This is a genomic window from Natronohydrobacter thiooxidans (assembly GCF_001884735.1).
GTDB classification, from domain to species: Bacteria; Pseudomonadota; Alphaproteobacteria; order Rhodobacterales; family Rhodobacteraceae; genus Roseinatronobacter; species Roseinatronobacter thiooxidans_A.
The window spans coordinates 65,332-89,388 of record NZ_MJAP01000019.1; the positions used below are offsets into that span (position 1 = coordinate 65,332).

Consider the following 24,057-nt stretch of genomic DNA (forward strand, 5'->3'; position numbering starts at 1 on the left):
ACCGATGGGGTGGCGGCTGGCGCATATCTTCCGCCATCCCATAAAGGCGCATGGGCGGGAGCGGCTGGCCGCGGTCGGCCTGCGCGAAGGGCATTGCCTGCCCTTCGACCGGCATTGGGCAGTAGCGCATGAGGCGGCGACACTCATGCCGGGCTGGAATGCCTGCATGAATTTCACGCGCGGGGCCAAGTCGCCCGCGCTTCAGGCCATCAATGCCCGGTTTGACGAAGAGGCAGGCCAGATCACCCTGACCCATCCGATGCGGGACGATCTGACCTTTGCCCCCGACACGCTGCAAGGGCAGGCGGAGTTTCTGAACTGGGTCGCGCCGCTGATGGCGGGGGGGCGCGCGCTGCCTGCGCGGCTGGTCACGGCGGGTCGGGGCATGACGGATACGGATTTCGAGAGTGTCTCGATCCTGAACCTGTCCTCGAACCGTGCGCTAGGGCAGCGGCTGGGCACTGATCTGGGTCTGGATCGCTGGCGCGGCAATCTGTGGCTGGAGGGGCTTGCGCCCTGGGAAGAATTCGATCTGGTGGGCCGCGAGATCGCGATAGGCGAGGCAAGGTTGAAAGTCGTCGAGCCGATTGGCCGCTGCCGCGCCACGATGGTTGATTGCGCGACCGGGCGGATCGACGTGAACACGCTCGACGCGCTGGAAGAGGGCTACGGGCATACGAATTTCGGCGTCTATGCCGTGGTCACGCAAGCCGGGACCGTGGCCGAGGGCGATCAAGCAAAGGTACTGTCATGACCGCCCTGCCCTTTCCCCTGGCCGAGACGCCCGACCCGCTGGCCGAAGAAGCGGGCCGCAAGCTGCTGACCGGCGAGGTCGAGTTCCTGAAAGGCGTGGTCGCCATGGACGGGCTGCCGCCTGCAGACCGGCTGGAGGTCTGTTTCGCGGGGCGCTCGAATGTGGGCAAGTCCAGCCTGATCAATGCGCTGACCGGCAGGCGCGCGATTGCGCGCACCTCGAACACGCCCGGTCGCACGCAGGAGATCAACTATTTCACAGTGGGCGACAGTCATTATCTGGTCGATCTGCCGGGCTATGGCTTTGCCAAAGCTCCGATCCCGATTGTCGAGAAATGGCAGCGTCTGCTGAAAGCCTATCTTTCGGGCCGCGCGACGCTGCGCCGCGCGTTCCTGCTGGTCGATATGCGCCATGGGGTGAAGGATGTCGATGCCGAGATCATGCGCCTTCTGAACCAATCCGCCGTGACCTTTCAGGTTGTGCTGACCAAGGCCGACAAGCTGAGCCGCGCTGATCAGGACAAGACGCTGGCTCAGGTCCGGGCCGCACTGGCAAAACACCCGGCGGCCTATCCTGAACTGGTTGTCACCTCGTCCGAGAAAGGTCTCGGGATTCCCACCCTCCGCGCGATTATTGCGGGACTCACCTGATGAAGAAGCAAAAGCCCATGAGCCAGGACTGGTTTGCCACCGCCCGGACATTATCCGAGGCGCTCCCTTATCTGCAACGCTATGCCGGTGCGATTGTCGTCATCAAATTCGGCGGGCACGCCATGGGCGATGCCGAGGAAATGGCGTCTTTCGCGCGCGATGTGGTGCTGATGCGACAAGTGGGCGTGAATCCCGTGATCGTGCATGGCGGCGGGCCGATGATCAACGAGATGCTGAAGAAGCTGGAGATCAAATCCGATTTCGTGCGTGGCAAGCGCGTGACCGATGCGGCCACGATGGAAGTGGTCGAGATGGTCCTGTCGGGGTCGGTCAACAAGCGCATCGTGCAGGCGATTCAGGATGAGGGCGGGCGGGCGGTCGGCCTGTCGGGCAAGGATGGCGGCATGGTCGCCTGCGAACCGGATGATCCCGAGCTTGGCCTTGTGGGCCGCCCGGTCGCGGTGAACCCGGATCTGCTGCATCATCTTTTCACCGGTGGCTTCATTCCGGTGATCGCGCCTTTGGGCATGGGCCGCGCGGGCGAGACCTATAATATCAACGGTGACACCGCGGCGGGCGCGATTGCGGCGGCGCTGAAGGCGGATCGCCTGCTGCTCTTGACCGATGTCTCTGGCGTGAAGGATGCCAATGGCGATGTGGTCACGCAGCTTTCGCCCGCTCATGTGCGCGAACTGACCGAGGCGGGGGTGATTGCGGGCGGGATGATCCCCAAGACCGAAACCGCGCTCGCAGCGATCGAGGGCGGCGTGCGGGCGGTGGTGATCCTTGACGGGCGCGCGCCCAATGCCTGCCTGCTTGAGCTGTTTACCGATCACGGCGCGGGCAGCATCATCCGCGACAGCGCGCCCCAGATTGCGCCGCGTGGCTAGGTCATGCCGGGGCTGGCGCAGATCGAACGACAGGTTCAGCGTCATGCCCTGACAATCGCAGGGGGTGTGCAGAAGACCACACGTCCCTTGCCCGACGGGTTGGAAACCCTGCTGATGATCGCGCCGGATGGCCCGCGTTTCTGGGCGCATTTCACCCAAAGCCCGGAATATCGCGATGGCCAGCCCGATCCGATGGATCGCTGGTCAGTGCGGGTCATTGATGCGCTGGCGCATGAGCTTGGCGCGCGGGCATTCTATCCGTTCGGAGCGCGCCCCCCGCATCCGTTTTTCACATGGGCCTTGGCCAGCGGACAGGCGCGGTCCTCGCCGGTGCAATGGCTGATCCATGACCGGCAGGGGTTATGGCTGTCCTTTCGCGGCGCATTGGGCTTCGCGGTGGCGATAGACCTGCCAGCTGCCACCCCCGCGCCCTGCGATCCCTGCACGCGGCCCTGTGTCAGCGCCTGCCCCGTCGGCGCATTGACAGACCAAGGCTATGACATTCCCGCCTGCCATGCTTTCCTTGACACGCCCGCAGGGGCTGACTGCATGAACAACGGCTGCGCTGTGCGCCGTGCCTGCCCGGTCTCGCAAGCCTTTGGCCGCGATCCGGAACAATCCGCTTTCCATATGAGGCATTTTCACCCATGACCCTGCGCCTGATCCTGAGCCGCCATGCCAAATCCGAATGGGACAATCCGCTGGATACGGACCACGAGCGCCCGCTAAACAAGCGCGGCAAACGCGCGGCACCGCTGATCGGGCGTTGGCTGGTCGGGAAAGGCCATATCCCGCAGGAAGCGCTGGTCTCGGATGCCAGCCGCACGCGCGAGACCTGGGCGCTGCTGTCCGGGGAGTTTCCCGCGCCGGTGCCAGTCCGGTTTGAACCTGCGCTCTATCTGGCGGGACCGGATGTGATGCAGCGTTGCCTTGCCACTGCGAAAGCCCCCTGCGTGATGATGATCGGCCACAATCCGGGTATCGCGGCTTTTGCTGAAATGCTGCTGGAGACGCCGGTCGCGCATCCGGGATTCGCGCGCTACCCGACCTGCGCCACGCTGGTGGCCGAGTTCGAGGCAGAGAGCTGGACTGAGCTGCGCCCTGGCAGCGGGCGCGCGCTGGATTTCATTGTCCCGCGCGAACTGGATCAGTCCTGAAGCGCGAAATAGAAACGCGCGGCCTGCAAAAAGCTCGCCTTGCGCGCCAAGGTCAGTTTCTCGGCCTCTTCATCGCTGCCCCATTGCTCGATCTGGTACTCCTCATCCACGCGCGAGGCGTCCCAGAGCGCCTCTGGTGGGGCAAAACGGTCCAGAGTTGCCAGCCCGATGATCAGCGAACCACTCATCGCCACCAGATCATGAAAGGCGGTCAGCTCGAAATTCGTCAGCCGCTCGACATCGGCTTGCAGGCTGGAAAGCAGCGCCTGCGGCTGCGGCGCATGGATCACCCCGATGCGCACGAGCGGGCGCATCGTGTAGCGATGCGCGCACCAGTCGATCAGCGGATCCCAGGCTGCGGCCTCGCGCGCGACCAGCGCCTCGGGGCTTTCGGCACGATAGCAGACCAGATCGCTGTCGCCATAGGCGGTGATGATCCCGGTCACTTCGGATTTCTGCCCGCGCACCTTGTCGATGGCGGAATTGGCCGCGCGGGTCGCAGGCATGCTCTCGGGGTCGATCACCTCGCGCTGCGCGCGCCATTCCTCTGCGATCAATTCAGCCAGCGCGGCCGTGGGAACGATCAGCGCGGATTTCGCAGGGGTCTTCAGCGCCCTGCCGTCGAGTGTGACCGTGAAACCGCCCTCGCAAGGCGTGACCTCTGCATCTTTCCAGAACCGCTTTTTCACCCAGCCGCTCATGTCATCTCCCAAAGTTCTGCAAGCGCACGCGGCAGTTCCGCGAAATCCGCGATCACCGGGCCGCCAAGCGTTTCCGCCGCATGGTAGCCCCAGGCAACACCCAGACCGCGCACGCCTGCGGCGCGCGCCATCTCCATGTCAAAGCGCGTGTCCCCCACCATCAGCGCCTGATCCGCCGCAAGACCCGTATCGCGCAGGCAGGCCGCGATCATGGACGGGTGCGGTTTCGACGGGTGGTCATCGGCGACCTGCACCGTGGCGAAGCGCCCGGCCCAGCCATGCGCCGCCATGATGTGATCCATGCCCCGGCGTGATTTGCCCGTGGCGATGCCCAGCACGATCTGCGGATCGGCGGCCAGTTGCTCCAGAGCCTCGGCAGCACCGGGATAGAGCGGCGAGAGCGTCTCTGCACGCAGGGTCATGTAGGCGCCCTTATACCGCTCGACCAGTTCCGCATGGGCTGTGGCGGGCAATTCCGGGGTCAATCTTGCCATCGCCACAGGCAAGGACAGGCCGACAATCCCGAGCACGGCCTCGCGCGCGGGCAAGGCGTGTCCGATCCCCTCGAAGGCCACGCTCATAGCACCGAGGATATGCGCCTGACTGTCGACCAGCGTGCCATCGACGTCGAAGATCACCAGCCGCTGCGTCACGCCTCATCCTCGAACGGATCTTCGGGCACATCGCCGGGTTGCCAGCCAAAGAGTTTCCAGCTTTGCGCCATATGCTCGGGCAAGGGGGCCGTGAAACTCAGCATCGCGCCCGTCACCGGATGTTCCAGCCGCAGCGACCGGGCATGCAGATGCAGCTTGCGGCTGACCTCGCCGCCGATCCCCGCGCCCCAGCCATCGCCCAGATTTTCCTGCGCCGATCCGCCATACTTTCCATCACCGATGATCGGATGGCCGATCTCGGCCATATGCGCGCGCAACTGATGCGTCCGTCCGGTGATGGGCGAGAGCGCCATCCAGGCTGCGCGCCCGCCCAGACGTTCCAGCACGGCAAAATCGGTGACGGCGCGCTTCGCGCCTTCGGTCTGGTCCACTTCCGCAGGGTGGATGCAGCGCATCTTCTCGCCTGCCCCGCGCCCGCCGGCCTTCACCAGCCCGTATTTGATCGTGCCCTTGGCCGGTGTCGGCACGCCCGCGACCAGTGCCCAGTAAATCTTGCGTGTGGCGCGATGGCGGAACGCCTCGGCCAGCCTGCGCGCCACGCGCGGCGTGCGCGCCAGAAGCAGGACGCCCGAGGTGTCCTTGTCGAGCCTGTGCACCAGCACCGGGCGTTCCTTGTAGTCGAACATCAGCGCCGGGCTCAGCCCGTCCACATGCCGCGCGCCCTGCCCGCTGCCGCCCTGACTGGGCAGGCCGGGGGGTTTGTTGAGCGCGATAATATGCTGATCCTTCCAGATCACGGCGGCGCGGATCATCTCGGCATCGCTCTCGGCCAGTCGCGGGGTGCGCGCGACCGGCGCGGCCTCGCTCTCGGGCAGGGGCGGAATGCGCACGCTCTGGCCCCCCTGCACCCGTGTAGAGGCCTGCACCCGCGCGCCATCCACCCGGATCTCGCCCTTGCGGCAGGCTTTCTCGATCAGCCCTTGCGTGATCTGCGGAAACTGGCGCTTCAGCCAGCGGTCCAGCCGCTGCTCGCCCTCATCCACGCCGACCTGTCGTATCTGCACCTTGCTCATGGCTACCCTCGTATCTCCGGTCTTCCTTTCCTCGCATGGCACAGGATGTCAACGGCTGGCCTTCGCCCGGTTGCCGGAATAGACTGGTTGTACCGGACAGGAGACCATGATGGGCACCAGCTTTCCCACAATCGACGCCGATCATGCCGCCTTCATTGCGGCGCAGCCCATGTTCTTTGTCGCGACCGCCCCGCGCAAGGGGCGGGTCAATCTCTCGCCCAAAGGGCTGGATGCGCTGCGCGTGCTCGGCCCGGATCGCGTGATCTGGCTCAATGTGACCGGAAGCGGCAATGAAACCGCGGCCCATATCCTCGACAACCCGCGCATGACGCTGATGTTCTGCGCCTTCAACGGGCCGCCCCGGACGCTGCGCCTCTATGGTCAGGCACGGCTCCTGCATCCCGCCTCTGACGAAGGTGCCGCACTTTCCGCCCATTTCCCACACTATGCCGGGGCGCGGCAGATTTTCGATCTGGCCGTCGATCTGGTCCATATCTCCTGCGGCATGGGCGTGCCGGAAATGACACTTGTCTCGCCGCGCGCCGAAAGCCAGCTTGTGCCCTATTTCGAGCGCCTTGGTCCCGAAAAGACCGTCAAATACCAGCAGGTCAAGAATCGCCGCAGCCTTGACGGGCTGCCCACCGATATCGCCTGACAGCACCCTGTTTCATCTTGCCCCAAATACTCATAAAAACGGGGCTTCAGCCCCGTCACCCGCCCCGCTTCTCGCGCAGCTTGGCAAAGAAAGCGACCCGCTTGCCCAGTTCCCGCTCGAACCCGCGCTCGACCGGCTGATAGAGCACCGGGCGCTTCACCCCATCGGGGAAATAATTCTGCCCTGAGAACCCGTCCTCTGCATCATGGTCATAGGCATAGCCTGCGCCATAGCCCTCGGATTTCATCAGCTTCGTCGGCGCGTTCAGGATATGCTTGGGCGGCGGCTTTGATCCGGTCTCTTTCGCCAGCCGGAGCGCGGCTTTCCACGCCATATAGCCCGCATTCGATTTCGGGGCGAGGGCGAGATAGATCACCGCCTGCGCCAGCGCCAACTCGCCTTCGGGCGAGCCCATGCGCTCATAGCTCTGCCAGGCATCCAGACAGACTGCTTGCGCCTGCGGGTCGGCATTGCCGATATCCTCGATGGCCATGCGCGTCAGGCGGCGGGCCAGATAGCGCGGGTCTTCGCCGCCCTCTATCATCCGCGCGAACCAGTAAAGGGCCGCGTCCGGGTCTGATCCGCGCACCGATTTGTGCAGCGCCGAGATCAGGTTGTAATGCGCATCGCCCGATTTGTCATATTGCGCTGCGCGCCGCATCAGACGGCTCGACAGGGCCGCAGGGTCCAGCTTGCCCGTGACCTGCCAGCCCATGACCTGCGCGACAAGGTTCAGAAGCGCGCGCCCGTCGCCATCGGCCATTTCCAGCAGCGCCTCGCGCGCGGGGCCGGTCAGCGGCAGGCTGCGATCCAGCTCGCGTTCCGCCCGCTGCGCCAGCAACTCCAGATCGGCGAGCGACAGGCGGTCGAGAAGGATCACCTGCGCGCGCGACAGAAGGGCGGCGTTCAGTTCAAAGGACGGATTCTCGGTGGTGGCACCGACCAGCGTGATCGTGCCATCTTCCATATGCGGCAGGAAACTGTCCTGCTGCGACTTGTTGAAGCGGTGGATCTCATCCACGAACAGGAGCGTCCCCTGCCCTGATTTCCGGCGCAGCTTGGCCTGCTCGAAGACCTTGCGCAATTCCGGCACGCCCGAGAAAATCGCGCTGATCTGGGTGAATTGCTGGTCCGTCTGATCCGCGAGCAGCCGCGCGATGGTGGTCTTGCCGACGCCGGGCGGCCCCCAGAGGATGAGCGAGGCCAGTTCCCCGCCCGCGAGCATCGCGCCCAGCGGGCCGTCGGGGCCAAGTGCCTTGTCCTGCCCGATCACCTCGGAGAGCGCGCGCGGGCGCAGCCGGTCCGCAAGCGGGCGGGGCGCGTCAATGGGCGCATCGGGGGGCGCAGGGTCGGTGCGGTCGAAGAGGTCTGCCATGAAATCACCTTAGCCGGGGCCTGCGCGCTCGGAAAGCTCAGAGGCGAAACCGCAGGGTCATGCGCCGCCCGTCGCGCAGCACCTCGATCTGCCAGTTGCGCAGGGGTTCCGCCGCGAGTGTCATAACATCATCCGTGGATGTGACCGGCATTCCGTTGATCGAGATCAGGATATCGCCCTCGCGCAACCCGGTGCGCGCGGCGATATCGCGCAGCTCTATGACCAGAATCCCCTGTGCATCGGGCGAGAGGTTATATTCGGCGCTGACCGCCGGGTTGATCCGGGCGACCGAGAGGCCCCGCAACGCCGATCTCTGGATGATCGTTCGCTCGGCACGGTCGGGTATGTCCGGAGGCGCGATCAGCGCGATTGTCGCGTCCTGCACCCTTTCCCTGCGGCGGAAGGTCAGATCGGCCTCTGCCCCCAGCCCGCGCGCAGCGAGCCGGAACATCATTTCAGGGCCGGAATTGACCGCAGCCCCATCAACGCTGAGCACCACATCCCCGCGTTGGAGACCAGCCTGCGCGAGCGGGCTGTCAGGATGGATGTCGAGGAGGATCACCCCTTCGGGGACCGGCTGGTCAAAGGCCTCGGCGATAGAGGCATCCACAGCCTGCGCGGTCACTCCGGCCCAGGGCCGCTGGAAGCGTGTGCGGCCCTCGCGTGCCTGTGTCACGACCTGGGCCACCAGATTGGCCGGGATGGCGAAGCCGATCCCGTGCGAGGCCCCCGAACGCGAGATGATGGCGGTATTCACGCCGACCAGCCGTCCCTGCATGTCGACCAGAGCGCCGCCCGAATTGCCGGGATTGATCGGGGCATCGGTCTGGATGAAATAGCCGCGACCAGACCCCACGGCGATGCCCGAGCGTGCGAGACCCGAAATGATCCCGCTGGAAACGGTCTGGCCCACACCGAAGGGGTTACCGATGGCCAGCACAAGTTCGCCGACTTCCACGGCATCCGAATCGGCAAATTCCAGCACGGGCAGATCGCGCGCATCGCGCAGTTTCAGCACCGCAAGGTCGCTTTCCTCATCGGTCAGGATGATCTCTGCATCAAATTCACGCCGGTCATTCAGGATGACCCGGATTTCCGTCGCATTCCCGACCACATGAAAATTCGACACGACAATACCATCCTCGGACAGGATCACACCGGAACCGAGCGAATTCTGCACGCGTGGCGTGACCTGCCCGAAATTGCGGAACAGATCGCCGAAAAACGGGTCATCCGCGAAAGGACTGCTGCGTTGTTCCACAACACGCTGGGCGTAGATGTTGACGACAGCAGGCGCGGTCTCGCGCACGACCGGGGCGAAGCTGAGCTGGATCTGGGCCTGCGATGCCGGGACGGTCTCGGATGTCGCTGCGGGGGCCGCGAGAATTGCGGCGCAGAACAGGGCAAGGGACAGGAAACGCATGGGATCGAACTCCGCTGATCGCTGCGCAGGATATAGGGGCACGCGGGGCGTGGTTTCAATGCAAAAGGCCCGCACGCTGCGCGTGCGGGCCTCGTTGTCTCGGGTCGACCGAGATCAATCCTCGGAAGCCTCTTCGGCTTCCAGACGCGCCAGATCGGCAGCGCCTTTGGCATTCACATCGCGCTCGACGAATTCGATGATCGCCATCGGGGCCATGTCGCCATAGCGGAAGCCTGCTTTCAGAACGCGCACATAGCCGCCCTGACGATCCTTGTAGCGCGGACCCAGCACTTCGAAGAGCTTGGCCACATCCTTGTCTTCTTTCAGCTGCGCGGCGGCCTGACGGCGCGCATGCAGATCACCGCGCTTGGCCAGCGTGATCAGCTTTTCGATGATCGGGCGCAGTTCCTTGGCCTTGGGCAGGGTGGTCTTGATCTGCTCATGTTCGATGAGCGAGCCGCACATATTCGCAAACAGCGCCTTGCGGTGCTCATGGGTGCGGTTCAGGCGGCGGTATCCTCTGGCGTGACGCATGGTGTCTCTCCTTCAACGTCTTGTTTTGCTTTGTCCGGCCCCGGCTGCGTGACCGGGACTCTCCTTGGGGCATTGTGCCCGGGTGTCGTTGGGTGCGTGCTGAGCACGCACCCTACAGGTTCAGAACTGATCCTCGAACCGCTTGGCGAGGTCATCGATATTCTCAGGCGGCCATTCCTCGACATCCATGCCCAGATGCAGCCCCATGCCCGAAAGCACTTCCTTGATCTCGTTCAGCGACTTGCGCCCGAAATTCGGCGTGCGCAGCATCTCGGCTTCGGTTTTCTGGATCAGATCGCCGATATAGACGATATTGTCGTTCTTCAGGCAGTTGGCAGACCGCACCGACAGTTCCAGCTCATCCACCTTCTTCAGCAGAAGCGGGTTGAATTCCAGACCGTCATCATCATCCTTCGAGCTTGCCGATTCAGGCTCGTCGAAATTCACGAAGATCTGCAACTGGTCCTGCAGAATCCGCGCGGCATAAGCGACCGCATCTTCCGCGCTGACAGACCCATCGGTCTCGACCTTCATCGTCAGCTTGTCATAATCGAGTACCTGTCCCTCACGGGTCGGCTGAACCTCGTAGCTGGCTTTCTTCACCGGCGAGAAGATCGCGTCGATCGGGATCAGACCGATCGGTGCATCCTCGGGGCGGTTCTTGTCGGCAGAGACATAGCCCTTCCCGGTATTCACCGTCAGCTCCATATAGACCGAAGCGCCGTCATCGAGATGGCAGATCACCTGATCCTTGTTCAGGACTTCAATCCCGGCGCTGGTCTGAATGTCACCCGCAGTCACGACGCCCGGGCCATTGGCCGAAATCGACAGCCGCTTCGGGCCTTCGACATCCATGCGCAGCGACACGGTTTTCAGGTTGAGTACGATATCGGTCACATCCTCGCGCACACCCGGCACGGAGGAGAATTCATGCAGCACATTGTCGATCTGCACCGAGGTGATCGCGGCACCCTGCAGCGACGACATCAGCACGCGACGCAGCGCATTGCCCAGCGTCAGACCAAAGCCACGCTCCAGAGGCTCGGCGACCACAGTCGCCTGACGCATCGGGTCGGCACCGGGCTTGACCTCAAGCTGCGAGGGTTTGATCAATTCTTGCCAATTCTTGTGGATCATGCGGTCGCCTCCATACTTGTTGCAGCGCCATGTCCGATACGTTGCAACGCCCGAGGGTCAAAATGACGAAAGCAGGCCGCATGAACCATGCGACCCGCCAAAGGTTACGGAAGTGTCAGACGCGACGACGCTTCGGGGGGCGGCAGCCGTTATGCGCCATCGGCGTGACATCACGGATCGAGGTGATGTTGAAGCCGACAGCGGCCAGCGCGCGCAGCGCGGATTCGCGACCCGAGCCGGGGCCCTGAACTTCGACTTCCAGCGTCTTGACGCCATGTTCCTGCGCTTTCTTGCCAGCATCTTCCGCGGCAAGCTGCGCAGCATAGGGGGTCGATTTACGCGAGCCCTTGAAGCCCATGGTGCCGGCAGAGGACCATGCAATTGCATTGCCCTGCACATCCGAGATCAGAACCTTGGTGTTGTTGAAGCTGGAATTCACATGCGCGACGCCAGCAGCGATATTCTTGCGGACCTTCCGCTTGACGCGGGTTTTATCACGAGCCATCGTTCTGCCCTTCCCTTACTTCTTCTTGCCAGCAATGGCTTTTGCGGGGCCTTTGCGCGTGCGCGCATTGGTATGGGTGCGCTGACCGCGCACAGGCAGGTTGCGACGATGACGCAGGCCGCGATAGGAACCGAGATCCATCATGCCCTTGATATTCATCTGCACTTCACGGCGCAGGTCGCCCTCGACCGTGAAATTCGCGTCGATATGCTCGCGCACGGCAAGCACTTCGGCATCAGAGAGTTCGTTCACACGGCGCGTCAGGTCGATCCCGACTGCGGTGCAGATATCGACGGCGGATTTCGGGCCGATACCGTGGATATAAGTGAGAGCGATGGGGACACGTTTCCCCGTCGGAATATTGACGCCAGCAATACGAGCCACGCGGTTTCATCCTTTTTTCTGTTGCGGTTCCGTAATCCCAGAACCTTTTTTCACAACACGAGGGCCAGTCTCCCGCGTGCCTTCCAAACGAAAGGCGCCCCGTATCCGAGGCGCGATTCGACGTTCGAGCGTTTCGCCTATGTCGTTTTGCCAGCGAGGTCAAGTGGCCGCTGCTCACAGTGGCGTGGACCTGCCTGCGCCGGGGTTTCAGCTGTCCAGAATCGCCGAAATCCCGCTGGCAACAGCATCCATCTCGCCCATACCATCGAGCGACCGCAGCAGCCCTTTGGCGTGGTAATAGCCCAGCAGCGGAGATGTCTGCTTGTAATAGGACATCAGGCGCACGCGCAGCGAGTCTTCCGAATCATCGGCGCGGCGCAGGAACTCGGTTCCGCCGCAGATATCGCAGCGCCCTTTGACCTTGGGCTGCCGGGTCACATCGTGATAGACCTCGCCGCAAGAGGCACAGGAAAAGCGCCCGGTGATGCGCGCGACCAGCGCCTCGTCATCGACGGCCATTTCGATCACATGCGCGATCTGCGTGCCGCGGGCCTGCAGCAACGCGCCAAGCGCATCCGCCTGTGCCAGAGTCCGCGGGAAACCGTCAAAGATCACATCAGCACCTGCAACCGAATCGAGCTTCTCGGCGATCAGGCCGATCACGATCTCGTCGGTGACAAGTTCCCCGCGCGCCATCACCTCGGCGACGCGTTGGCCCATTTCGGTCCCCGAGCTTTTCGCCTCGCGCAGCATGTCCCCGGTCGAGAGCTGAACAAAGCCGCGCTCGCTGACAAGACGCTTGGCCTGCGTGCCTTTCCCCGCGCCGGGCGGGCCAATGAGAATGATATTCATCATCGACGCGCCGGCGGTTTGGAGCGGCCATTCGCGCCGCTCTTGCGTCCACGACTGCGCAGCTGGGATTTCTCCAGCAGACCCTCATATTGATGCGCGACGAGATGCGACTGAACCCGGTTGATCGTATCCATCGTCACCGAGACGACAATCAGCACCGAGGTTCCGCCGAAATAGAACGGAATGGCAAGCTGACCGCGCAGGATTTCGGGCATGAGACAGACGGCCGCGAGATAGATCGCCCCGACCGTCACGATCCGCGTCACCACATAGTCGAGATATTCCTCGGTGCGCTTGCCGGGACGGATGCCGGGAATGAACCCGTTCTGGTTCTTCAGATTCTCTGCGACATCCTCGGTCTTGAAGGACACATTCTGCGTGTAGAAGAAGGTGAAGAAGATGATCATCGCGGTGAAGAACACCAGATAGGCGGGCTGGCCCGGGCCGAAATAGGCCAGCAGGGTCGCCATGATCTCGCTTTGCGCGTTGCCCGAAAACGTCGCGATGGTCGTCGGCAGCAGCAGCAGCGACGAGGCGAAGATGGCCGGGATCACATTGGCGGGGTTGACCTTGATCGGCAGATGCGAGGCGCCGCCATCAAAGACCTTCATGCCGACCTGACGCCGCGGATACTGGATGGTGATCTTGCGGATCGCGCGTTCCATGAACACCACGAAGGCGATCAGCACCACCATCATCACCATCACCCCGATGATCACCGCAGGCGAGATATCACCGGACCGGCCCTGGCTGAGGAAGGTGGCAAGGGCTGCCGGAATCTCGGCAATGATGCCCACGAAGATGATCAGCGAAATGCCGTTGCCGATGCCGCGCTCGGTGATCTGCTCGCCCAGCCACATCAGGAACATGGTGCCGCCCACAAGGGTAATCACGACTGCCGCACGGAAGAACCAGCCCGGATCGGTCGCCAGATCCCCGGCCTCCAGCGACACGGCCAGACCATAGGATTGCCCGGTTGCAAGGATCACGGTCAGGTAGCGTGTATACTGGTTCAGCTTGCGCCGCCCCAACTCGCCCTCTTTCTTCAGCGCTTTCCACGGCTCATACATGGCGCCGACCAGCTGCACGATGATCGCGGCGGAAATATAGGGCATGATTCCGAGGGCAAAGATCCCCATCCGGCTGATCGCCCCGCCCGTGAACATGTTGAGCATGCCGCCGATTCCGGAAGCCGCCTCATCCATGAAATCACGCAGCGCATTTCCATCAATCCCTGGAACGGGAATATAGGTGCCGATGCGATAGACGATCAGAAGGCCAAGCGCGAAGAAGATGCGGCGACGCAAATCAGTGGCTTTGGCCAGCGCCCCCCAGCTTGTATTCGCGGCGAGTTGATCAGCAGCAGATGCCATGCGCGTCTCTCTTTGTCATGTCAGCGCCGCCAGACCGGGGTCCGGTCGGCGGCGCGAAAACCCTGTATGTGGATGTAAGCGCCCTGTCGGGCACTCACAACCATTATTCGGCAGCAGCCGCCTCGTTTTTCGTCGCGGGCGCGATGATTTCCAGCTTGCCCCCGGCTTTCTCGACCGCTTCAACCGCCGATTTCGACGCGCCGCTGACCTGCAGCGTCACCTTGGACGAAATCTCGCCCTTGGCCAGAACGCGGATGCCATCGAGCTTGCGGCGCACCAGACCCGAGGCGACCAGCGCGTCCTCGGTGATCGCATTGGCGGCGTCAAGCTTGCCCTCGGCGAGGAACTTCTCGATCAGGCCAAGATTGACCACAGCGAAGCTCTTGCGGTTGGGCTTGTTGAAGCCACGCTTCGGCAGGCGCATGTACAGCGGCATCTGGCCGCCTTCATAGGAATTGATCGCCACACCAGAACGGGATTTCTGACCCTTGATACCACGGCCAGCCATCTTGCCCTTGCCCGAACCGGGGCCACGCGCAACGCGCTTCTTGGTCTTGGTTGCGCCGGGATTGTCGCGCAGTTCATTCAGTTTCATGTCGCTTCTCCTTAGGCCGGAAAGCCCTGCCAGCGACGGATCAGGGCCACACGGCGAAAATGTGAGTAGGGTGCGTGCTCAGCACGCACCCTACGGGAAGTTTCAGCCGCGCTCTTCGATGATTGCGACCAGATGCGGGATCGAATTCACCATGCCGCGCACGGAAGGCGTATCTTCCAGCTCGCGCGTGCGGTGCATCTTGTTCAGGCCCAGACCTTTCAGCGTTGCACGCTGGATGGCGGGGCGGCGGATCGGCGAGCCGATCTGCTTGACGACGATGGTTTTTGCCATAGTTCTCGCTCCTTACGCCTCAGCCGTCTCGGCTTCGGGCTTGCGGAGGATATCCGCCACCTTCTTGCCGCGACGCTGTGCCACCTGACGGGGGCTGGCGGAATTGCGCAGCGCGTCAAAGGTTGCCCGAACCATGTTATAGGGGTTCTGGCTGCCCTGCGACTTTGCCACAACATCCTGCAGACCCAGCATCTCGAACACGGCGCGCATCGGACCACCGGCAATGATACCGGTCCCCGGCACGGCCTGACGCATGATGACCTTGCCAGCCCCATGGCGCCCTTCGATGTCATGATGCAGCGTGCGGCCATCTTTCAGCGGCACGCGGATCATCTGGCGCTTGGCCTGTTCGGTTGCCTTGCGGATCGCCTCGGGCACTTCTTTCGCCTTGCCCTTGCCGAAGCCCACGCGGCCGCGCTGATCGCCGACCACCACGAGAGCTGCAAAGCCGAAGCGCTTACCCCCCTTCACGGTTTTCGACACGCGGTTGATCGCAACCAGACGATCGGCGAATTCCGGGGTTTCCTCGGCGCGATCGCGACGGTCCCGGCGGTTTTCTCTTTCTGCCATAATCGTCTCCTCAGAACTTCAGGCCGCCTTCACGGGCAGCATCGGCAAGCGCCTTGACTTTCCCGTGAAAGATGAAACCACCGCGGTCGAAATAGCACTCCTCGACGCCAGCGGCTTTCGCGCGCTCGGCAATCGCGGCGCCGACCTTGGCAGCAGCGTCCTTGTTGTTGGTGCCTGCCAACCCGAAATCCTTTTCGAGCGTCGAGGCCGAGGCCAGGGTCACACCGTTGATATCGTCGATCAACTGAACGCTGATGTTCTTGTTCGACCGGTGCACCGACAGGCGCGGACGCCCATTGGCCGTTTTCTTGATCTTGTTCCGCACGCGCAAGCGGCGTTTCTGGAACAGCTTTTGCTTCGTGTTCGCCATTTGTCGCGCCCTTACTTCTTCTTGCCTTCCTTGCGGAAGATATACTCATCCTTGTAGCGGATCCCCTTGCCCTTATAGGGCTCGGGCGAACGCCACTTGCGGATATTCGCAGCCGTCTCGCCGACGAGTTGCTGGTCAATACCTTCCACAACGATTTCAGTCTGCTTCGGAACCGTGATCGTGATGCCCTCGGGCACGTTGAACACGACCTCGTGGCTGTAGCCCAGCGACAGCTTAAGATCCTTGCCGGCCATGGCGGCGCGGTAACCCACACCCACCAGTTCCAACTCTTTCTTGAAGCCACCGGTGACGCCCTGTGCCAGATTCGCAACCATCGAGCGGGTCATGCCCCACTGCTGGCGCGCGCGCTTGGACAGGCCACGCGGCTTGATCGTGACGACGTTGCCGTCAAGGATCACATCCACATCATCCCCGGCCGTGAAGCTGCGGGTGCCCTTGGGGCCCTTGACCTCGATGGTCTGGCCCTTGACCTGAGCCGAAACACCCGAAGGCAGTTCGACAGGCTTTTTGCCAATACGTGACATCTCAGCCCTCCTCAGAATACACGGCAGAGCACTTCGCCGCCAACATTGGCAGCCCGTGCGCTTGCATCGGACATCACGCCTTTCGGCGTGGAGACAACCGAGATACCGAGGCCATTGCGGACCTGCGGGATCTCCTGAACACCGGAATAGACGCGGCGACCGGGCTTCGAGATGCGCTTGAGTTCGCGGATCACGGGCTGGCCATCGGCATATTTCAGCGAGATTTCCAGTTCCGGGTGGCCGCTTGCCGCCGTCACATGCTCATAGCCACGGATGTAGCCTTCGTCTTTCAGCACATCCAGAACCCAGGCGCGCAGCTTGGAGGCAGGCGTGCGGACAGTGGATTTGCCGCGCATCTGCGCATTGCGGATACGGGTCAGCATATCGCCGAGAGGATCGTTCATCGACATCTTGCGATCTCCTTACCAGCTCGACTTGACCATGCCGGGAATTTGGCCCTTCGAGGCCAGATCCCGCAGCGCGATCCGCGACAGTTTCAGTTTCCGGTAGTAGGCTTTCGGACGGCCCGTCAGCTGGCAGCGGTTGTGCAGGCGCGTCTCGGAGGAGTTGCGCGGCAGTTGTGCCAGTTTCAGATTCGCCTTGAAACGCTCTTCCATCGGGCGTTCGGCATCGGCAGCGATTGCTTTCAGCTCAGCGCGCTTGGCAGCATATTTCGCCACAAGCTGTTGACGCTTCTTCTCGCGCTCGACCATTGCTTTTTTAGCCATTGGTTCTCTCCCTCTCGCGTCAGCTGTTGAAGGGCATGTTGAAATTCTTCAACAGCGCCTTGGCTTCTGCGTCGGTTTTCGCGGTGGTGCAGATGATGATGTCCATACCCCACATCTCGTCGATCTGATCGAAATTGATCTCGGGGAAGACGATATGTTCCTTGATGCCCATGGCGTAGTTGCCACGGCCGTCAAAGGACGTGCCTTTCACGCCGCGGAAGTCGCGCACGCGCGGCAGCGCCACGGTGATCAGACGGTCAAGGAATTCATACATCCGGTCACCGCGCAGAGTGACCTTGACACCGAGCGGCATCTCTTCGCGGACCCGGAAGCCAGCAATCGAGTTACGCGCCTTGGTGATCACGGCTTTCTGGCCAGCAATCGCAGTCAGATCGGCCTGGGCCGACTTGATCTTCTTGCTGTCCTTGACGGCTTCGCCGATGCCCATGTTCAGCACGATCTTGTCGAGCTTCGGGATCATCATGTCGTTCTTGTAGCCGAATTCTTCTTTCATCGCCGCGCGGATGCTGTCTTTGTAGACAGCCTTCAGGCGGGGCGTGTAGGTGGCTGCGTCAAGCATCAGATCGCCTCCCCGGTTGTCTTGGCAAACCGCACTTTCTGCTCGCCTTCCATGCGGAAGCCGACGCGCGTTGCCTTGCCATTGCCATCGACCAGAGCGAGGTTCGACAGATCGATCGGCATCGCCTGCGGCAAACGGCCGCCCTGCGTGGTCTGGCTTTGCTTGGTGTGGCGGATCGCGATGTTCAGACCATCGACAACAGCCTTGTTGTCGGCAGGCATCACGCGGCTGATCTGACCGGTCTTGCCTTTGTCCTTGCCAGCAAGAACGACAACCTTGTCACCTTTTTTCAGTTTCGCAGCCATCACAACACCTCCGGCGCGAGCGAGATGATCTTCATGAAGTTCTTCGCGCGCAATTCACGAACAACCGGCCCGAAGATACGGGTGCCGACAGGCTCGCCTGCATTGTTCAGAATGACTGCGGCATTGCGGTCGAAACGGATGGCGGTGCCATCTTCACGACGAACTTCCTTGGCGGTGCGCACGACGACAGCCTTGCGGACATCGCCTTTCTTCACGCGGCCTTTCGGAATGGCTTCCTTGACCGATACCACGATGATGTCGCCCACGGACGCATAGCGCCGCTTGGACCCACCGAGGACCTTGATGCACTGAACCCGGCGAGCGCCAGAGTTATCAGCAACATCCAGATTGGTCTGCATCTGGATCATTTGGTGTCTCCCGACCTTTGGGCCTCATTGCCCAGGGTTTCGATAAGACTGAAAGGTCTGGTTACGCGGTGGCGTCGACCAGAACCTCCCAGCGTTTGGTTTTCGAGATCGGCGCGCATTCGATGATGCGCACGGTGTCGCCGACCTTGAACTGGTTCTCCGGATCATGGGCACGGTACTTCTTCGTGCTGCGAACCGTTTTCTTCATGACGGGGTGCGTGAAGCGGCGCTCGACCAGAACCGTGACGGTCTGATCGTTCTTGTCGCTCGTCACTTTGCCTTGCAGGATGCGTTTGGGCATGGTCGGAGCTCCTTAATTCGCCGCCGCAGCGCGGGCTTTTTCGTTGAGGATGGTCGAAACGCGGGCAGCGTCGCGACGCACCTGACGGATGCGGGCTGTGTTGTCCAGCTGGTTGGTCGCTTTCTGGAAACGCAGGTTGAACGCTTCCTTTTTCAACGACACCAGCTGATCGCGCAGCTGATCCGGAGTCTTGTTACGCAGATCTTCGGCTTTCATGGCCATTCCTTCAGTCAACAATCACCGGAGGGCCCCCGAAAGGGTCACCCTGATTCCCGGCGGAGGTGGATGAGCGCGTGCTATAGGCGGGATACGCCCGTTTGGCAAGGGCCCTTGCTGGGAAGAAAACATCCCGGCCCATCAGAGCCGGGATATCAATGTGTGGAGTAGGGTGCGTGCTGAGCACGCACCCTACGGATCACCAGTCTTCGCGTGCGACGACGCGGGTCTTGATCGGCAGTTTCATCGCCGCCAGACGCAGTGCTTCGCGGGCGGTGGCGTCATTCACGCCATCGATCTCGAACATCACGCGACCGGGCTTGACTTTCGCGGCCCAGAAATCAACCGAGCCCTTACCTTTACCCATCCGCACTTCGGTGGGTTTCGAGGTGACAGGCACATCCGGGAAGATACGGATCCAGACGCGACCCTGACGCTTCATGTGGCGCGTCATGGCCCGGCGGGCAGCTTCGATCTGGCGCGCGGTGATGCGCTCGGGCTCGACAGCTTTCAGGCCATAGCTGCCGAAGTTCAGGTCAAACCCGCCCTTCGCCTCGCCATGAATACGGCCCTTGTGCTGCTTGCGGAACTTGGTCCGTTTCGGTTGCAACATTGTGTTTCTCCTTCAAACGGATCAGCGACGCGGGCGCTGGGCGCCGCCGCTGTCCTGAAGTTCCTGATGCCGGCGGTCACGGGCCTGCGGATCATGTTCCATGATCTCGCCCTTGAAGATCCAGACCTTCACACCGATGATCCCGTAGGCCGTCAGCGCTTCGGAATGCGCGTGATCGATATCGGCGCGCAGCGTGTGCAGCGGCACGCGACCTTCGCGATACCATTCGGTCCGTGCGATCTCGGCGCCGCCCAGACGACCCGCCAGGTTCACGCGGATCCCGAGGGCGCCCATGCGCATGGCGTTCTGAACCGCACGCTTCATCGCACGACGGAAGCTCACACGACGCTCAAGCTGCTGACAGATGCTCTCGGCCACCAGTTGCGCATCGAGTTCCGGCTTGCGGACTTCCACGATGTTCAGGTGCAGATCGCTGTCCGTCAGATTCGCCAGCTTCTTGCGCAGCGTCTCGATATCCGCGCCTTTCTTGCCGATGATCACACCCGGACGGGCCGTGTGGATCGTCACGCGGCATTTCTTGTGCGGGCGCTCGATGATCACGCGGCTGACGCCAGCCTGCTTGCATTCTTCATTGATGAACTCGCGGATCTTCAGATCCTCAAGCAGAAGATTGCCGTAATCCTTGCTGTCAGCGAACCAGCGGCTGTCCCAGGTGCGGTTCACCTGAAGGCGCATGCCAATCGGATTGACCTTCTGACCCATTATGCTTGCTCCTCGACCTGGCGAACCTTGATGGTCAGTTCTGAAAACGGCTTCATGATCTTGCCGAAGCGGCCCCGTGCACGCGGACGGCCGCGCTTCATCACAAGGTTCTTGCCAACCCAGGCTTCTGCGACGACGAGTTCATCGACGTCCAGACCGTGGTTGTTCTCCGCATTGGCAATCGCCGATTGCAGGCATTTCTTCACATCGCCCGCGATCCGCTTCTTGGAGAAGGTCAGATCGGCCAGCGCCTTGTCCACCTTCTTGCCGCGGATCATGGCAGCGACCAGGTTCAGCTTCTGCGGCGAGGTGCGCAGCATGCGCGACTTCGCCATCGCTTCGTTCTCGGCCACGCGGCGCGGATTTGTCTCTTTACCCATGGCTTATTTCCGTTTCGCTTTCTTGTCGGCGGCGTGCCCGTAATAGGTGCGCGTCGGCGAGTATTCGCCAAACTTCTGGCCGATCATGTCCTCGGTCACATTCACCGGAATATGCTTCTTGCCGTTGTAGACGCCGAAAGTCAGGCCCACGAATTGCGGCAGGATGGTCGAGCGACGCGACCAGATCTTGATGACTTCATTGCGACCCGAATCGCGTGCTTTCTCGGCCTTTTTCAGGACGTAAGCATCGACGAAAGGGCCCTTCCAAACTGAACGTGCCATGGATTAGCGACCCTTCTTCTTCGCGTGGCGAGACCGCAGGATGTATTTGTCGGTCTGCTTGTTCGAGCGCGTCTTGCGGCCCTTGGTGTCCTTGCCCCAGGGCGTGACCGGCGTGCGCCCCCCCGAGGTCCGGCCCTCACCACCACCATGCGGGTGATCGATCGGGTTCATGGCGACACCGCGCACCGACGGGCGCTTGCCCTGATGACGGGTGCGGCCAGCCTTGCCGAAATTCTGGTTCGAGTTGTCGGGGTTCGACACCGCGCCAACCGTCGCCATGCATTCCTGACGCACCAGACGCAGCTCGCCCGAGGAGAGACGGATCTGGGCATAGCCACCATCGCGACCAACGAACTGGGCATAGGTGCCTGCTGCACGCGCGATCTGGCCGCCCTTGCCGGGCTTCATCTCGATATTGTGCACGATCGTCCCGATGGGCATGCCGGAGAAGGGCATCGCGTTGCCGGGTTTGATATCGGCCTTGGCCGAGGCCACAACCTTGTCGCCGACAGCCAGACGCTGCGGTGCAAGGATATAGGCCTGCTCGCCGGTCTCGTACTTGATCAGCGCGATGAAGGCCGTGCGGTTGGGATCATATTCGATCCGCTCAACCGTTGCCGGAACGTCAAGCTTGTTGCGCTTGAAATCCACGATACGATAGAGACGCTTTGCGCCACCACCAATGCGGCGTGCCGTGATACGTCCGGTATTGTTCCGACCGCCCGATTTGGTCAGACCCTCGGTGAGGGCCTTGACAGGGCGACCTTTCCAAAGCTCCGAACGGTCGATCAGCACCAGCCCGCGCTGGCCCGGCGTCGTTGGTTTATACGACTTGAGTGCCATGCTTTCTGTCTTCCGTGTGCTCTGGACCAAAAGGTCCGGTTGTCGTGATGCGGCCCCGGAGGTCCGCGCCAAATAACCAGCGGCCCCGAGAGCGTCGGGGCCGCTGAGTCGTGGTGCCTATATCAAAGGCCCGTGGTCACGTCGATAGCATTTCCCTCTTCGAGGGTGACATATGCTTTCTTCACGTCCTTGCGGCGGCCGCGCATCCCGCGGAACACTTTGGCCTTGCCTTTGGTGATCGTCGTGTTGACCGCTTTCACCTTCACACCAAAGATCGCTTCAACCGCGTCCTTGATCTGGGGTTTGTTCGCGTCGATCGCCACTTCGAACACAACCGCATTGGCCTCTGACGCCATGGTTGCCTTTTCGGTGATGATCGGCTTGCGGATCACGTCATAATGCTGTGCGTTCGCGCTCATGCCAGTCGAGCCTCCAATGCTTCAAGCCCGGCGCGCGTGATCACCAGCGTGTCACGGCGCAGGATGTCATAGACATTGGCCCCGATGGAGGGCAGCACATCGATGCCGTCCAGATTGCGCGCGGCGCGGGCGAAATTCTCGTTCACCTCGGCCCCGTCAATGACCAGTGCCTTTTTCCAGCCCAGTTCCTTGGCGGCCTTGGCCAGCACTGCGGTCTTGGCTTCCGCCATATCCGTCGTGTCCAGCACCACCAGCTTGCCGCTGCCAGCCTTGGCCGAAAGCGCAAGCTTCAGACCAAGTGCGCGGACCTTCTTGGGAAGGTCAAACGCATGGCTGCGGGGCGTGGGGCCCTTGTAGACACCACCCTTGCGGAAGATCGGCGCATTGCGATCGCCGTGGCGTGCGCCACCGGTGCCCTTCTGGCGGTAGATCTTCTTGGTGGAATAGCTGGTTTCCGAGCGGGTCTTGACCTTGTGGGTACCAGCCTGGGCTTTCGCCCGCTGCCAGCGCACCACACGGTGCAGGATATCGGCGCGCGGCTCGAGGCCAAAAATGGCCTCATTGAGCTCGACTTCACCGGCATTGCCTGCCTGCAGATTGACAACGTCGAGTTTCATCTCACTCGCCTTCCTTCTTCTCGGCTTCAACCTGAGCCTCGGCCTCTGCCAGCGCAGCATCCTGCGCCGCGGCTTCAGCTTCCAGCGCAGCCAGACGTGCGGCTTCTTCCTCGGCAGCAGCCGCAGCGGCAGCTTCCTCAGCAGCCTTGCGTGCGGCATCAGCAGCGGATTTCAGCGCGGCAGGCAGGATCGCATTCTCGGGGAAGGGTTTCTTCACCGCATCCTTGATCGTGACCCAGCCACCTTTCGAGCCCGGCACAGCACCCTTGACCATGATCAGGCCGCGATCGCTGTCGGTCTTGACGACCTGCAGGTTCTGCGTGGTGACACGGGCAGCGCCCATGTGACCGGCCATCTTCTTGCCTTTGAACACCTTGCCAGGATCCTGACACTGCCCGGTCGAGCCGTGCGAGCGGTGGCTGATCGACACACCATGCGAGGCGCGAAGACCACCGAAGTTGTGGCGCTTCATCGCACCAGCAAACCCCTTACCGATCGAGGTGCCTGCAATATCGACGAACTGACCCGCGAAATAGTGGTCAGCCGTGATCTCTTCACCGACTTCGATCAGGTTCTCGGGGCTCACGCGGAATTCGGCCAGCTTGCGCTTGGGCGCAACATTGGCGCGCGCGAAATGGCCACGCATCGGCGCGGAGACGCGCTTTGCCTTGGCCGTACCGGCGCCAAGCTGAACAGCCGTGTAGCCATCCTTGTCAGCGGTGCGGGTCGAGACGACCTGCAGCCCGTCCAGTTGCAGGACAGTCACGGGAACTTGCCGCCCGTCCTCCAGAAACAGCCGGGTCATCCCCAGCTTCTTTGCAATCACTCCAGAGCGCATTGTCCTGGTTCCTTAAACTTTGATCTCGACATCAACCCCGGCGGCGAGGTCGAGCTTCATCAGCGCGTCCACGGTCTGGGGGGTCGGGTCGACGATGTCGAGCAGACGCTTATGCGTCCGGATTTCCCACTGGTCGCGCGACTTCTTGTCGATATGCGGGCCGCGCAGAACGGTGAATTTCTCGATCTTGTTGGGCAGCGGGATCGGACCGCGCACAGTTGCCCCCGTGCGCTTGGCCGTGTTGACGATTTCCTGCGTGCTGGCATCAAGCACGCGGTAATCGAAGGCCTTGAGCCGGATGCGGATATTCTGACCTTGCATCTTCTTTTCCTTCGGAAGGAGCGGTGCGTGGAAACCACGCACCCTACTCACAGCCTTGATTACTTGATGATTTTC

At 62.1% G+C, this 24,057-nt stretch carries 38 protein-coding genes; 6 read left to right on the top strand and 32 right to left on the bottom strand.

Features of this window, described 5'->3' with window-relative positions; genetic code table 11:
- Positions 1–4 precede the first annotated feature (4 nt).
- The 5 genes from BG457_RS11915 to BG457_RS11935 are packed head-to-tail and all read left to right on the top strand — an operon-like array spanning position 5 to position 3,451.
- The gene (locus BG457_RS11915) at positions 5–754 is read left to right on the top strand and encodes an MOSC domain-containing protein (RefSeq protein WP_071797368.1); all 750 of its coding nucleotides are present in this window, start codon (positions 5–7) and stop codon (positions 752–754) included.
- Entirely contained in the window at positions 751–1,404 is a 654-nt protein-coding gene (gene yihA / locus BG457_RS11920; RefSeq protein ID WP_071797369.1) for a ribosome biogenesis GTP-binding protein YihA/YsxC, read from the top strand. The genes BG457_RS11915 and yihA overlap by 4 nt, the downstream gene beginning before the upstream one ends.
- A gap of 17 nt (positions 1,405–1,421) precedes the next feature.
- Complete coding sequence (gene argB / locus BG457_RS11925) at positions 1,422–2,294, top strand: acetylglutamate kinase (protein WP_245770998.1); 873 nt, start codon at positions 1,422–1,424, stop codon at positions 2,292–2,294.
- Positions 2,295–2,297: 3 nt separating this feature from the next.
- Positions 2,298–2,945: a ferredoxin gene (locus BG457_RS11930; RefSeq protein WP_071797371.1), complete on the top strand. Its 648-nt coding sequence runs from the start codon at positions 2,298–2,300 to the stop codon at positions 2,943–2,945.
- Positions 2,942–3,451: a SixA phosphatase family protein gene (locus BG457_RS11935; protein ID WP_071797372.1), complete on the top strand. Its 510-nt coding sequence runs from the start codon at positions 2,942–2,944 to the stop codon at positions 3,449–3,451. Before BG457_RS11930 ends, BG457_RS11935 begins: the two co-directional genes overlap by 4 nt.
- Here BG457_RS11935 and BG457_RS11940 read toward each other — a convergent pair.
- Genes BG457_RS11940 through BG457_RS11950 form a run of 3 tightly spaced genes read right to left on the bottom strand, consistent with a single transcriptional unit; the run spans position 3,442 to position 5,839 of the window.
- Positions 3,442–4,152, bottom strand: coding sequence for an ATP12 family chaperone protein (locus BG457_RS11940; protein ID WP_071797373.1), 711 nt, complete (start codon positions 4,150–4,152; stop codon positions 3,442–3,444). The genes BG457_RS11935 and BG457_RS11940 overlap by 10 nt on opposite strands.
- Positions 4,149–4,805: an HAD-IA family hydrolase gene (locus BG457_RS11945; protein ID WP_071797374.1), complete on the bottom strand. Its 657-nt coding sequence runs from the start codon at positions 4,803–4,805 to the stop codon at positions 4,149–4,151. Before BG457_RS11945 ends, BG457_RS11940 begins: the two co-directional genes overlap by 4 nt.
- Positions 4,802–5,839, bottom strand: a complete 1,038-nt coding sequence (locus tag BG457_RS11950; protein WP_071797375.1) for an RluA family pseudouridine synthase — start codon at positions 5,837–5,839, stop codon at positions 4,802–4,804. The genes BG457_RS11945 and BG457_RS11950 overlap by 4 nt, the downstream gene beginning before the upstream one ends.
- Positions 5,840–5,948: 109 nt before the next feature.
- Between BG457_RS11950 and BG457_RS11955 the strand changes: the two genes are divergently transcribed.
- Positions 5,949–6,494, top strand: coding sequence for a pyridoxamine 5'-phosphate oxidase family protein (locus BG457_RS11955; RefSeq protein ID WP_071797416.1), 546 nt, complete (start codon positions 5,949–5,951; stop codon positions 6,492–6,494).
- A 55-nt stretch (positions 6,495–6,549) separates the two neighbouring features.
- On the opposite strand, the gene BG457_RS11960 is transcribed toward BG457_RS11955, so the two are convergent.
- The 29 genes from BG457_RS11960 to rpsJ form a co-directional block, all read right to left on the bottom strand.
- Positions 6,550–7,869, bottom strand: coding sequence for a replication-associated recombination protein A (locus tag BG457_RS11960; protein WP_071797376.1), 1,320 nt, complete (start codon positions 7,867–7,869; stop codon positions 6,550–6,552).
- A gap of 37 nt (positions 7,870–7,906) precedes the next feature.
- Positions 7,907–9,292 (bottom strand): trypsin-like peptidase domain-containing protein, encoded by a 1,386-nt coding sequence (locus BG457_RS11965; RefSeq protein ID WP_071797377.1) that lies wholly within the window; start codon positions 9,290–9,292, stop codon positions 7,907–7,909.
- Positions 9,293–9,406: 114 nt separating this feature from the next.
- Positions 9,407–9,826: a 50S ribosomal protein L17 gene (rplQ, locus tag BG457_RS11970; RefSeq protein ID WP_071797378.1), complete on the bottom strand. Its 420-nt coding sequence runs from the start codon at positions 9,824–9,826 to the stop codon at positions 9,407–9,409.
- A gap of 120 nt (positions 9,827–9,946) precedes the next feature.
- Positions 9,947–10,963 carry a DNA-directed RNA polymerase subunit alpha gene (locus tag BG457_RS11975; protein WP_071797379.1) on the bottom strand — a complete coding sequence of 339 codons (1,017 nt, stop codon included), beginning with the start codon at positions 10,961–10,963 and terminating at the stop codon, positions 9,947–9,949.
- Between the two features lie 115 nt (positions 10,964–11,078).
- On the bottom strand, positions 11,079–11,468 hold the full coding sequence (gene rpsK, locus BG457_RS11980) for a 30S ribosomal protein S11 (RefSeq protein ID WP_071797380.1): 390 nt from the start codon (positions 11,466–11,468) through the stop codon (positions 11,079–11,081).
- A gap of 15 nt (positions 11,469–11,483) precedes the next feature.
- Positions 11,484–11,852 (bottom strand): 30S ribosomal protein S13, encoded by a 369-nt coding sequence (rpsM, locus tag BG457_RS11985; RefSeq protein WP_071797381.1) that lies wholly within the window; start codon positions 11,850–11,852, stop codon positions 11,484–11,486.
- 207 nt (positions 11,853–12,059) lie between these two features.
- Positions 12,060–12,707, bottom strand: coding sequence for an adenylate kinase (locus BG457_RS11990; RefSeq protein WP_071797382.1), 648 nt, complete (start codon positions 12,705–12,707; stop codon positions 12,060–12,062).
- Entirely contained in the window at positions 12,704–14,077 is a 1,374-nt protein-coding gene (gene secY / locus BG457_RS11995; RefSeq protein WP_071797383.1) for a preprotein translocase subunit SecY, read from the bottom strand. The genes BG457_RS11990 and secY overlap by 4 nt, the downstream gene beginning before the upstream one ends.
- Before the next feature lie 103 nt (positions 14,078–14,180).
- Complete coding sequence (rplO, locus tag BG457_RS12000) at positions 14,181–14,672, bottom strand: 50S ribosomal protein L15 (protein ID WP_071797384.1); 492 nt, start codon at positions 14,670–14,672, stop codon at positions 14,181–14,183.
- Between the two features lie 102 nt (positions 14,673–14,774).
- Positions 14,775–14,963: a 50S ribosomal protein L30 gene (gene rpmD, locus BG457_RS12005; protein ID WP_071797385.1), complete on the bottom strand. Its 189-nt coding sequence runs from the start codon at positions 14,961–14,963 to the stop codon at positions 14,775–14,777.
- Positions 14,964–14,975: 12 nt separating this feature from the next.
- Positions 14,976–15,533 carry a 30S ribosomal protein S5 gene (rpsE, locus tag BG457_RS12010; RefSeq protein WP_071797386.1) on the bottom strand — a complete coding sequence of 186 codons (558 nt, stop codon included), beginning with the start codon at positions 15,531–15,533 and terminating at the stop codon, positions 14,976–14,978.
- 10 nt (positions 15,534–15,543) lie between these two features.
- Positions 15,544–15,903, bottom strand: a complete 360-nt coding sequence (rplR, locus tag BG457_RS12015) for a 50S ribosomal protein L18 (protein WP_071797387.1) — start codon at positions 15,901–15,903, stop codon at positions 15,544–15,546.
- A gap of 11 nt (positions 15,904–15,914) precedes the next feature.
- Positions 15,915–16,448 (bottom strand): 50S ribosomal protein L6, encoded by a 534-nt coding sequence (gene rplF, locus BG457_RS12020; RefSeq protein ID WP_071797388.1) that lies wholly within the window; start codon positions 16,446–16,448, stop codon positions 15,915–15,917.
- 11 nt (positions 16,449–16,459) lie between these two features.
- A complete protein-coding gene (gene rpsH, locus BG457_RS19710) occupies positions 16,460–16,858 on the bottom strand; it encodes a 30S ribosomal protein S8 (protein WP_175546787.1) in 399 nt (132 codons plus the stop codon).
- A 12-nt stretch (positions 16,859–16,870) separates the two neighbouring features.
- Complete coding sequence (gene rpsN, locus BG457_RS19715; protein WP_084657610.1) at positions 16,871–17,176, bottom strand: 30S ribosomal protein S14; 306 nt, start codon at positions 17,174–17,176, stop codon at positions 16,871–16,873.
- 19 nt (positions 17,177–17,195) lie between these two features.
- A complete protein-coding gene (rplE, locus tag BG457_RS12030; RefSeq protein ID WP_071797390.1) occupies positions 17,196–17,756 on the bottom strand; it encodes a 50S ribosomal protein L5 in 561 nt (186 codons plus the stop codon).
- A complete protein-coding gene (rplX, locus tag BG457_RS12035; protein ID WP_071797391.1) occupies positions 17,756–18,061 on the bottom strand; it encodes a 50S ribosomal protein L24 in 306 nt (101 codons plus the stop codon). Before rplX ends, rplE begins: the two co-directional genes overlap by 1 nt.
- Complete coding sequence (gene rplN, locus BG457_RS12040; protein ID WP_071469567.1) at positions 18,061–18,429, bottom strand: 50S ribosomal protein L14; 369 nt, start codon at positions 18,427–18,429, stop codon at positions 18,061–18,063. The genes rplX and rplN overlap by 1 nt, the downstream gene beginning before the upstream one ends.
- Positions 18,430–18,490: 61 nt before the next feature.
- Positions 18,491–18,730 carry a 30S ribosomal protein S17 gene (gene rpsQ / locus BG457_RS19720; RefSeq protein WP_084657611.1) on the bottom strand — a complete coding sequence of 80 codons (240 nt, stop codon included), beginning with the start codon at positions 18,728–18,730 and terminating at the stop codon, positions 18,491–18,493.
- 12 nt (positions 18,731–18,742) lie between these two features.
- Positions 18,743–18,946 (bottom strand): 50S ribosomal protein L29, encoded by a 204-nt coding sequence (gene rpmC, locus BG457_RS19725; RefSeq protein WP_084657613.1) that lies wholly within the window; start codon positions 18,944–18,946, stop codon positions 18,743–18,745.
- 199 nt (positions 18,947–19,145) lie between these two features.
- Complete coding sequence (gene rplP / locus BG457_RS12050) at positions 19,146–19,559, bottom strand: 50S ribosomal protein L16 (protein ID WP_071797392.1); 414 nt, start codon at positions 19,557–19,559, stop codon at positions 19,146–19,148.
- Positions 19,560–19,580: 21 nt separating this feature from the next.
- Positions 19,581–20,282 carry a 30S ribosomal protein S3 gene (rpsC, locus tag BG457_RS12055; RefSeq protein ID WP_071797393.1) on the bottom strand — a complete coding sequence of 234 codons (702 nt, stop codon included), beginning with the start codon at positions 20,280–20,282 and terminating at the stop codon, positions 19,581–19,583.
- Positions 20,282–20,662: a 50S ribosomal protein L22 gene (rplV, locus tag BG457_RS12060; protein WP_071797394.1), complete on the bottom strand. Its 381-nt coding sequence runs from the start codon at positions 20,660–20,662 to the stop codon at positions 20,282–20,284. The genes rpsC and rplV overlap by 1 nt, the downstream gene beginning before the upstream one ends.
- A 3-nt stretch (positions 20,663–20,665) precedes the next feature.
- Positions 20,666–20,944: a 30S ribosomal protein S19 gene (gene rpsS, locus BG457_RS12065; RefSeq protein ID WP_071797395.1), complete on the bottom strand. Its 279-nt coding sequence runs from the start codon at positions 20,942–20,944 to the stop codon at positions 20,666–20,668.
- A gap of 3 nt (positions 20,945–20,947) precedes the next feature.
- Positions 20,948–21,787: a 50S ribosomal protein L2 gene (rplB, locus tag BG457_RS12070; RefSeq protein ID WP_071797396.1), complete on the bottom strand. Its 840-nt coding sequence runs from the start codon at positions 21,785–21,787 to the stop codon at positions 20,948–20,950.
- Between the two features lie 122 nt (positions 21,788–21,909).
- Positions 21,910–22,206, bottom strand: coding sequence for a 50S ribosomal protein L23 (locus BG457_RS12075; RefSeq protein WP_071797397.1), 297 nt, complete (start codon positions 22,204–22,206; stop codon positions 21,910–21,912).
- Entirely contained in the window at positions 22,203–22,823 is a 621-nt protein-coding gene (gene rplD, locus BG457_RS12080; RefSeq protein ID WP_071797398.1) for a 50S ribosomal protein L4, read from the bottom strand. The genes BG457_RS12075 and rplD overlap by 4 nt, the downstream gene beginning before the upstream one ends.
- A 1-nt stretch (position 22,824) precedes the next feature.
- Entirely contained in the window at positions 22,825–23,661 is an 837-nt protein-coding gene (gene rplC / locus BG457_RS12085) for a 50S ribosomal protein L3 (protein WP_071797399.1), read from the bottom strand.
- A 12-nt stretch (positions 23,662–23,673) separates the two neighbouring features.
- Positions 23,674–23,982, bottom strand: coding sequence for a 30S ribosomal protein S10 (rpsJ, locus tag BG457_RS12090; RefSeq protein WP_071797400.1), 309 nt, complete (start codon positions 23,980–23,982; stop codon positions 23,674–23,676).
- Positions 23,983–24,057 lie beyond the last annotated feature (75 nt).

Bases quoted from the DNA above. Each gene is read 5' to 3' on its own strand.
- BG457_RS11915 (WP_071797368.1), top strand. From the start codon at position 5: ATGGGGTGGCGGCTGGCGCATATCTTCCGCCATCCCATAAAGGCGCAT.
- yihA (WP_071797369.1), top strand. From the start codon at position 751: ATGACCGCCCTGCCCTTTCCCCTGGCCGAGACGCCCGACCCGCTGGCC.
- argB (WP_245770998.1), top strand. From the start codon at position 1,422: ATGAGCCAGGACTGGTTTGCCACCGCCCGGACATTATCCGAGGCGCTC.
- BG457_RS11930 (WP_071797371.1), top strand. From the start codon at position 2,298: ATGCCGGGGCTGGCGCAGATCGAACGACAGGTTCAGCGTCATGCCCTG.
- BG457_RS11935 (WP_071797372.1), top strand. From the start codon at position 2,942: ATGACCCTGCGCCTGATCCTGAGCCGCCATGCCAAATCCGAATGGGAC.
- BG457_RS11940 (WP_071797373.1), bottom strand. From the start codon at position 4,152: ATGAGCGGCTGGGTGAAAAAGCGGTTCTGGAAAGATGCAGAGGTCACG.
- BG457_RS11950 (WP_071797375.1), bottom strand. From the start codon at position 5,839: ATGAGCAAGGTGCAGATACGACAGGTCGGCGTGGATGAGGGCGAGCAG.
- BG457_RS11955 (WP_071797416.1), top strand. From the start codon at position 5,949: ATGGGCACCAGCTTTCCCACAATCGACGCCGATCATGCCGCCTTCATT.
- BG457_RS11960 (WP_071797376.1), bottom strand. From the start codon at position 7,869: ATGGCAGACCTCTTCGACCGCACCGACCCTGCGCCCCCCGATGCGCCC.
- BG457_RS11965 (WP_071797377.1), bottom strand. From the start codon at position 9,292: ATGCGTTTCCTGTCCCTTGCCCTGTTCTGCGCCGCAATTCTCGCGGCC.
- rplQ (WP_071797378.1), bottom strand. From the start codon at position 9,826: ATGCGTCACGCCAGAGGATACCGCCGCCTGAACCGCACCCATGAGCAC.
- BG457_RS11975 (WP_071797379.1), bottom strand. From the start codon at position 10,963: ATGATCCACAAGAATTGGCAAGAATTGATCAAACCCTCGCAGCTTGAG.
- rpsK (WP_071797380.1), bottom strand. From the start codon at position 11,468: ATGGCTCGTGATAAAACCCGCGTCAAGCGGAAGGTCCGCAAGAATATC.
- BG457_RS11990 (WP_071797382.1), bottom strand. From the start codon at position 12,707: ATGATGAATATCATTCTCATTGGCCCGCCCGGCGCGGGGAAAGGCACG.
- secY (WP_071797383.1), bottom strand. From the start codon at position 14,077: ATGGCATCTGCTGCTGATCAACTCGCCGCGAATACAAGCTGGGGGGCG.
- rplO (WP_071797384.1), bottom strand. From the start codon at position 14,672: ATGAAACTGAATGAACTGCGCGACAATCCCGGCGCAACCAAGACCAAG.
- rpmD (WP_071797385.1), bottom strand. From the start codon at position 14,963: ATGGCAAAAACCATCGTCGTCAAGCAGATCGGCTCGCCGATCCGCCGC.
- rpsE (WP_071797386.1), bottom strand. From the start codon at position 15,533: ATGGCAGAAAGAGAAAACCGCCGGGACCGTCGCGATCGCGCCGAGGAA.
- rplR (WP_071797387.1), bottom strand. From the start codon at position 15,903: ATGGCGAACACGAAGCAAAAGCTGTTCCAGAAACGCCGCTTGCGCGTG.
- rplF (WP_071797388.1), bottom strand. From the start codon at position 16,448: ATGTCACGTATTGGCAAAAAGCCTGTCGAACTGCCTTCGGGTGTTTCG.
- rpsH (WP_175546787.1), bottom strand. From the start codon at position 16,858: ATGTCGATGAACGATCCTCTCGGCGATATGCTGACCCGTATCCGCAAT.
- rpsN (WP_084657610.1), bottom strand. From the start codon at position 17,176: ATGGCTAAAAAAGCAATGGTCGAGCGCGAGAAGAAGCGTCAACAGCTT.
- rplE (WP_071797390.1), bottom strand. From the start codon at position 17,756: ATGCTTGACGCAGCCACCTACACGCCCCGCCTGAAGGCTGTCTACAAA.
- rplX (WP_071797391.1), bottom strand. From the start codon at position 18,061: ATGGCTGCGAAACTGAAAAAAGGTGACAAGGTTGTCGTTCTTGCTGGC.
- rplN (WP_071469567.1), bottom strand. From the start codon at position 18,429: ATGATCCAGATGCAGACCAATCTGGATGTTGCTGATAACTCTGGCGCT.
- rpsQ (WP_084657611.1), bottom strand. From the start codon at position 18,730: ATGCCCAAACGCATCCTGCAAGGCAAAGTGACGAGCGACAAGAACGAT.
- rpmC (WP_084657613.1), bottom strand. From the start codon at position 18,946: ATGAAAGCCGAAGATCTGCGTAACAAGACTCCGGATCAGCTGCGCGAT.
- rplP (WP_071797392.1), bottom strand. From the start codon at position 19,559: ATGTTGCAACCGAAACGGACCAAGTTCCGCAAGCAGCACAAGGGCCGT.
- rpsC (WP_071797393.1), bottom strand. From the start codon at position 20,282: ATGGGTCAGAAGGTCAATCCGATTGGCATGCGCCTTCAGGTGAACCGC.
- rplV (WP_071797394.1), bottom strand. From the start codon at position 20,662: ATGGGTAAAGAGACAAATCCGCGCCGCGTGGCCGAGAACGAAGCGATG.
- rpsS (WP_071797395.1), bottom strand. From the start codon at position 20,944: ATGGCACGTTCAGTTTGGAAGGGCCCTTTCGTCGATGCTTACGTCCTG.
- rplB (WP_071797396.1), bottom strand. From the start codon at position 21,787: ATGGCACTCAAGTCGTATAAACCAACGACGCCGGGCCAGCGCGGGCTG.
- BG457_RS12075 (WP_071797397.1), bottom strand. From the start codon at position 22,206: ATGAGCGCGAACGCACAGCATTATGACGTGATCCGCAAGCCGATCATC.
- rplD (WP_071797398.1), bottom strand. From the start codon at position 22,823: ATGAAACTCGACGTTGTCAATCTGCAGGCAGGCAATGCCGGTGAAGTC.
- rplC (WP_071797399.1), bottom strand. From the start codon at position 23,661: ATGCGCTCTGGAGTGATTGCAAAGAAGCTGGGGATGACCCGGCTGTTT.
- rpsJ (WP_071797400.1), bottom strand. From the start codon at position 23,982: ATGCAAGGTCAGAATATCCGCATCCGGCTCAAGGCCTTCGATTACCGC.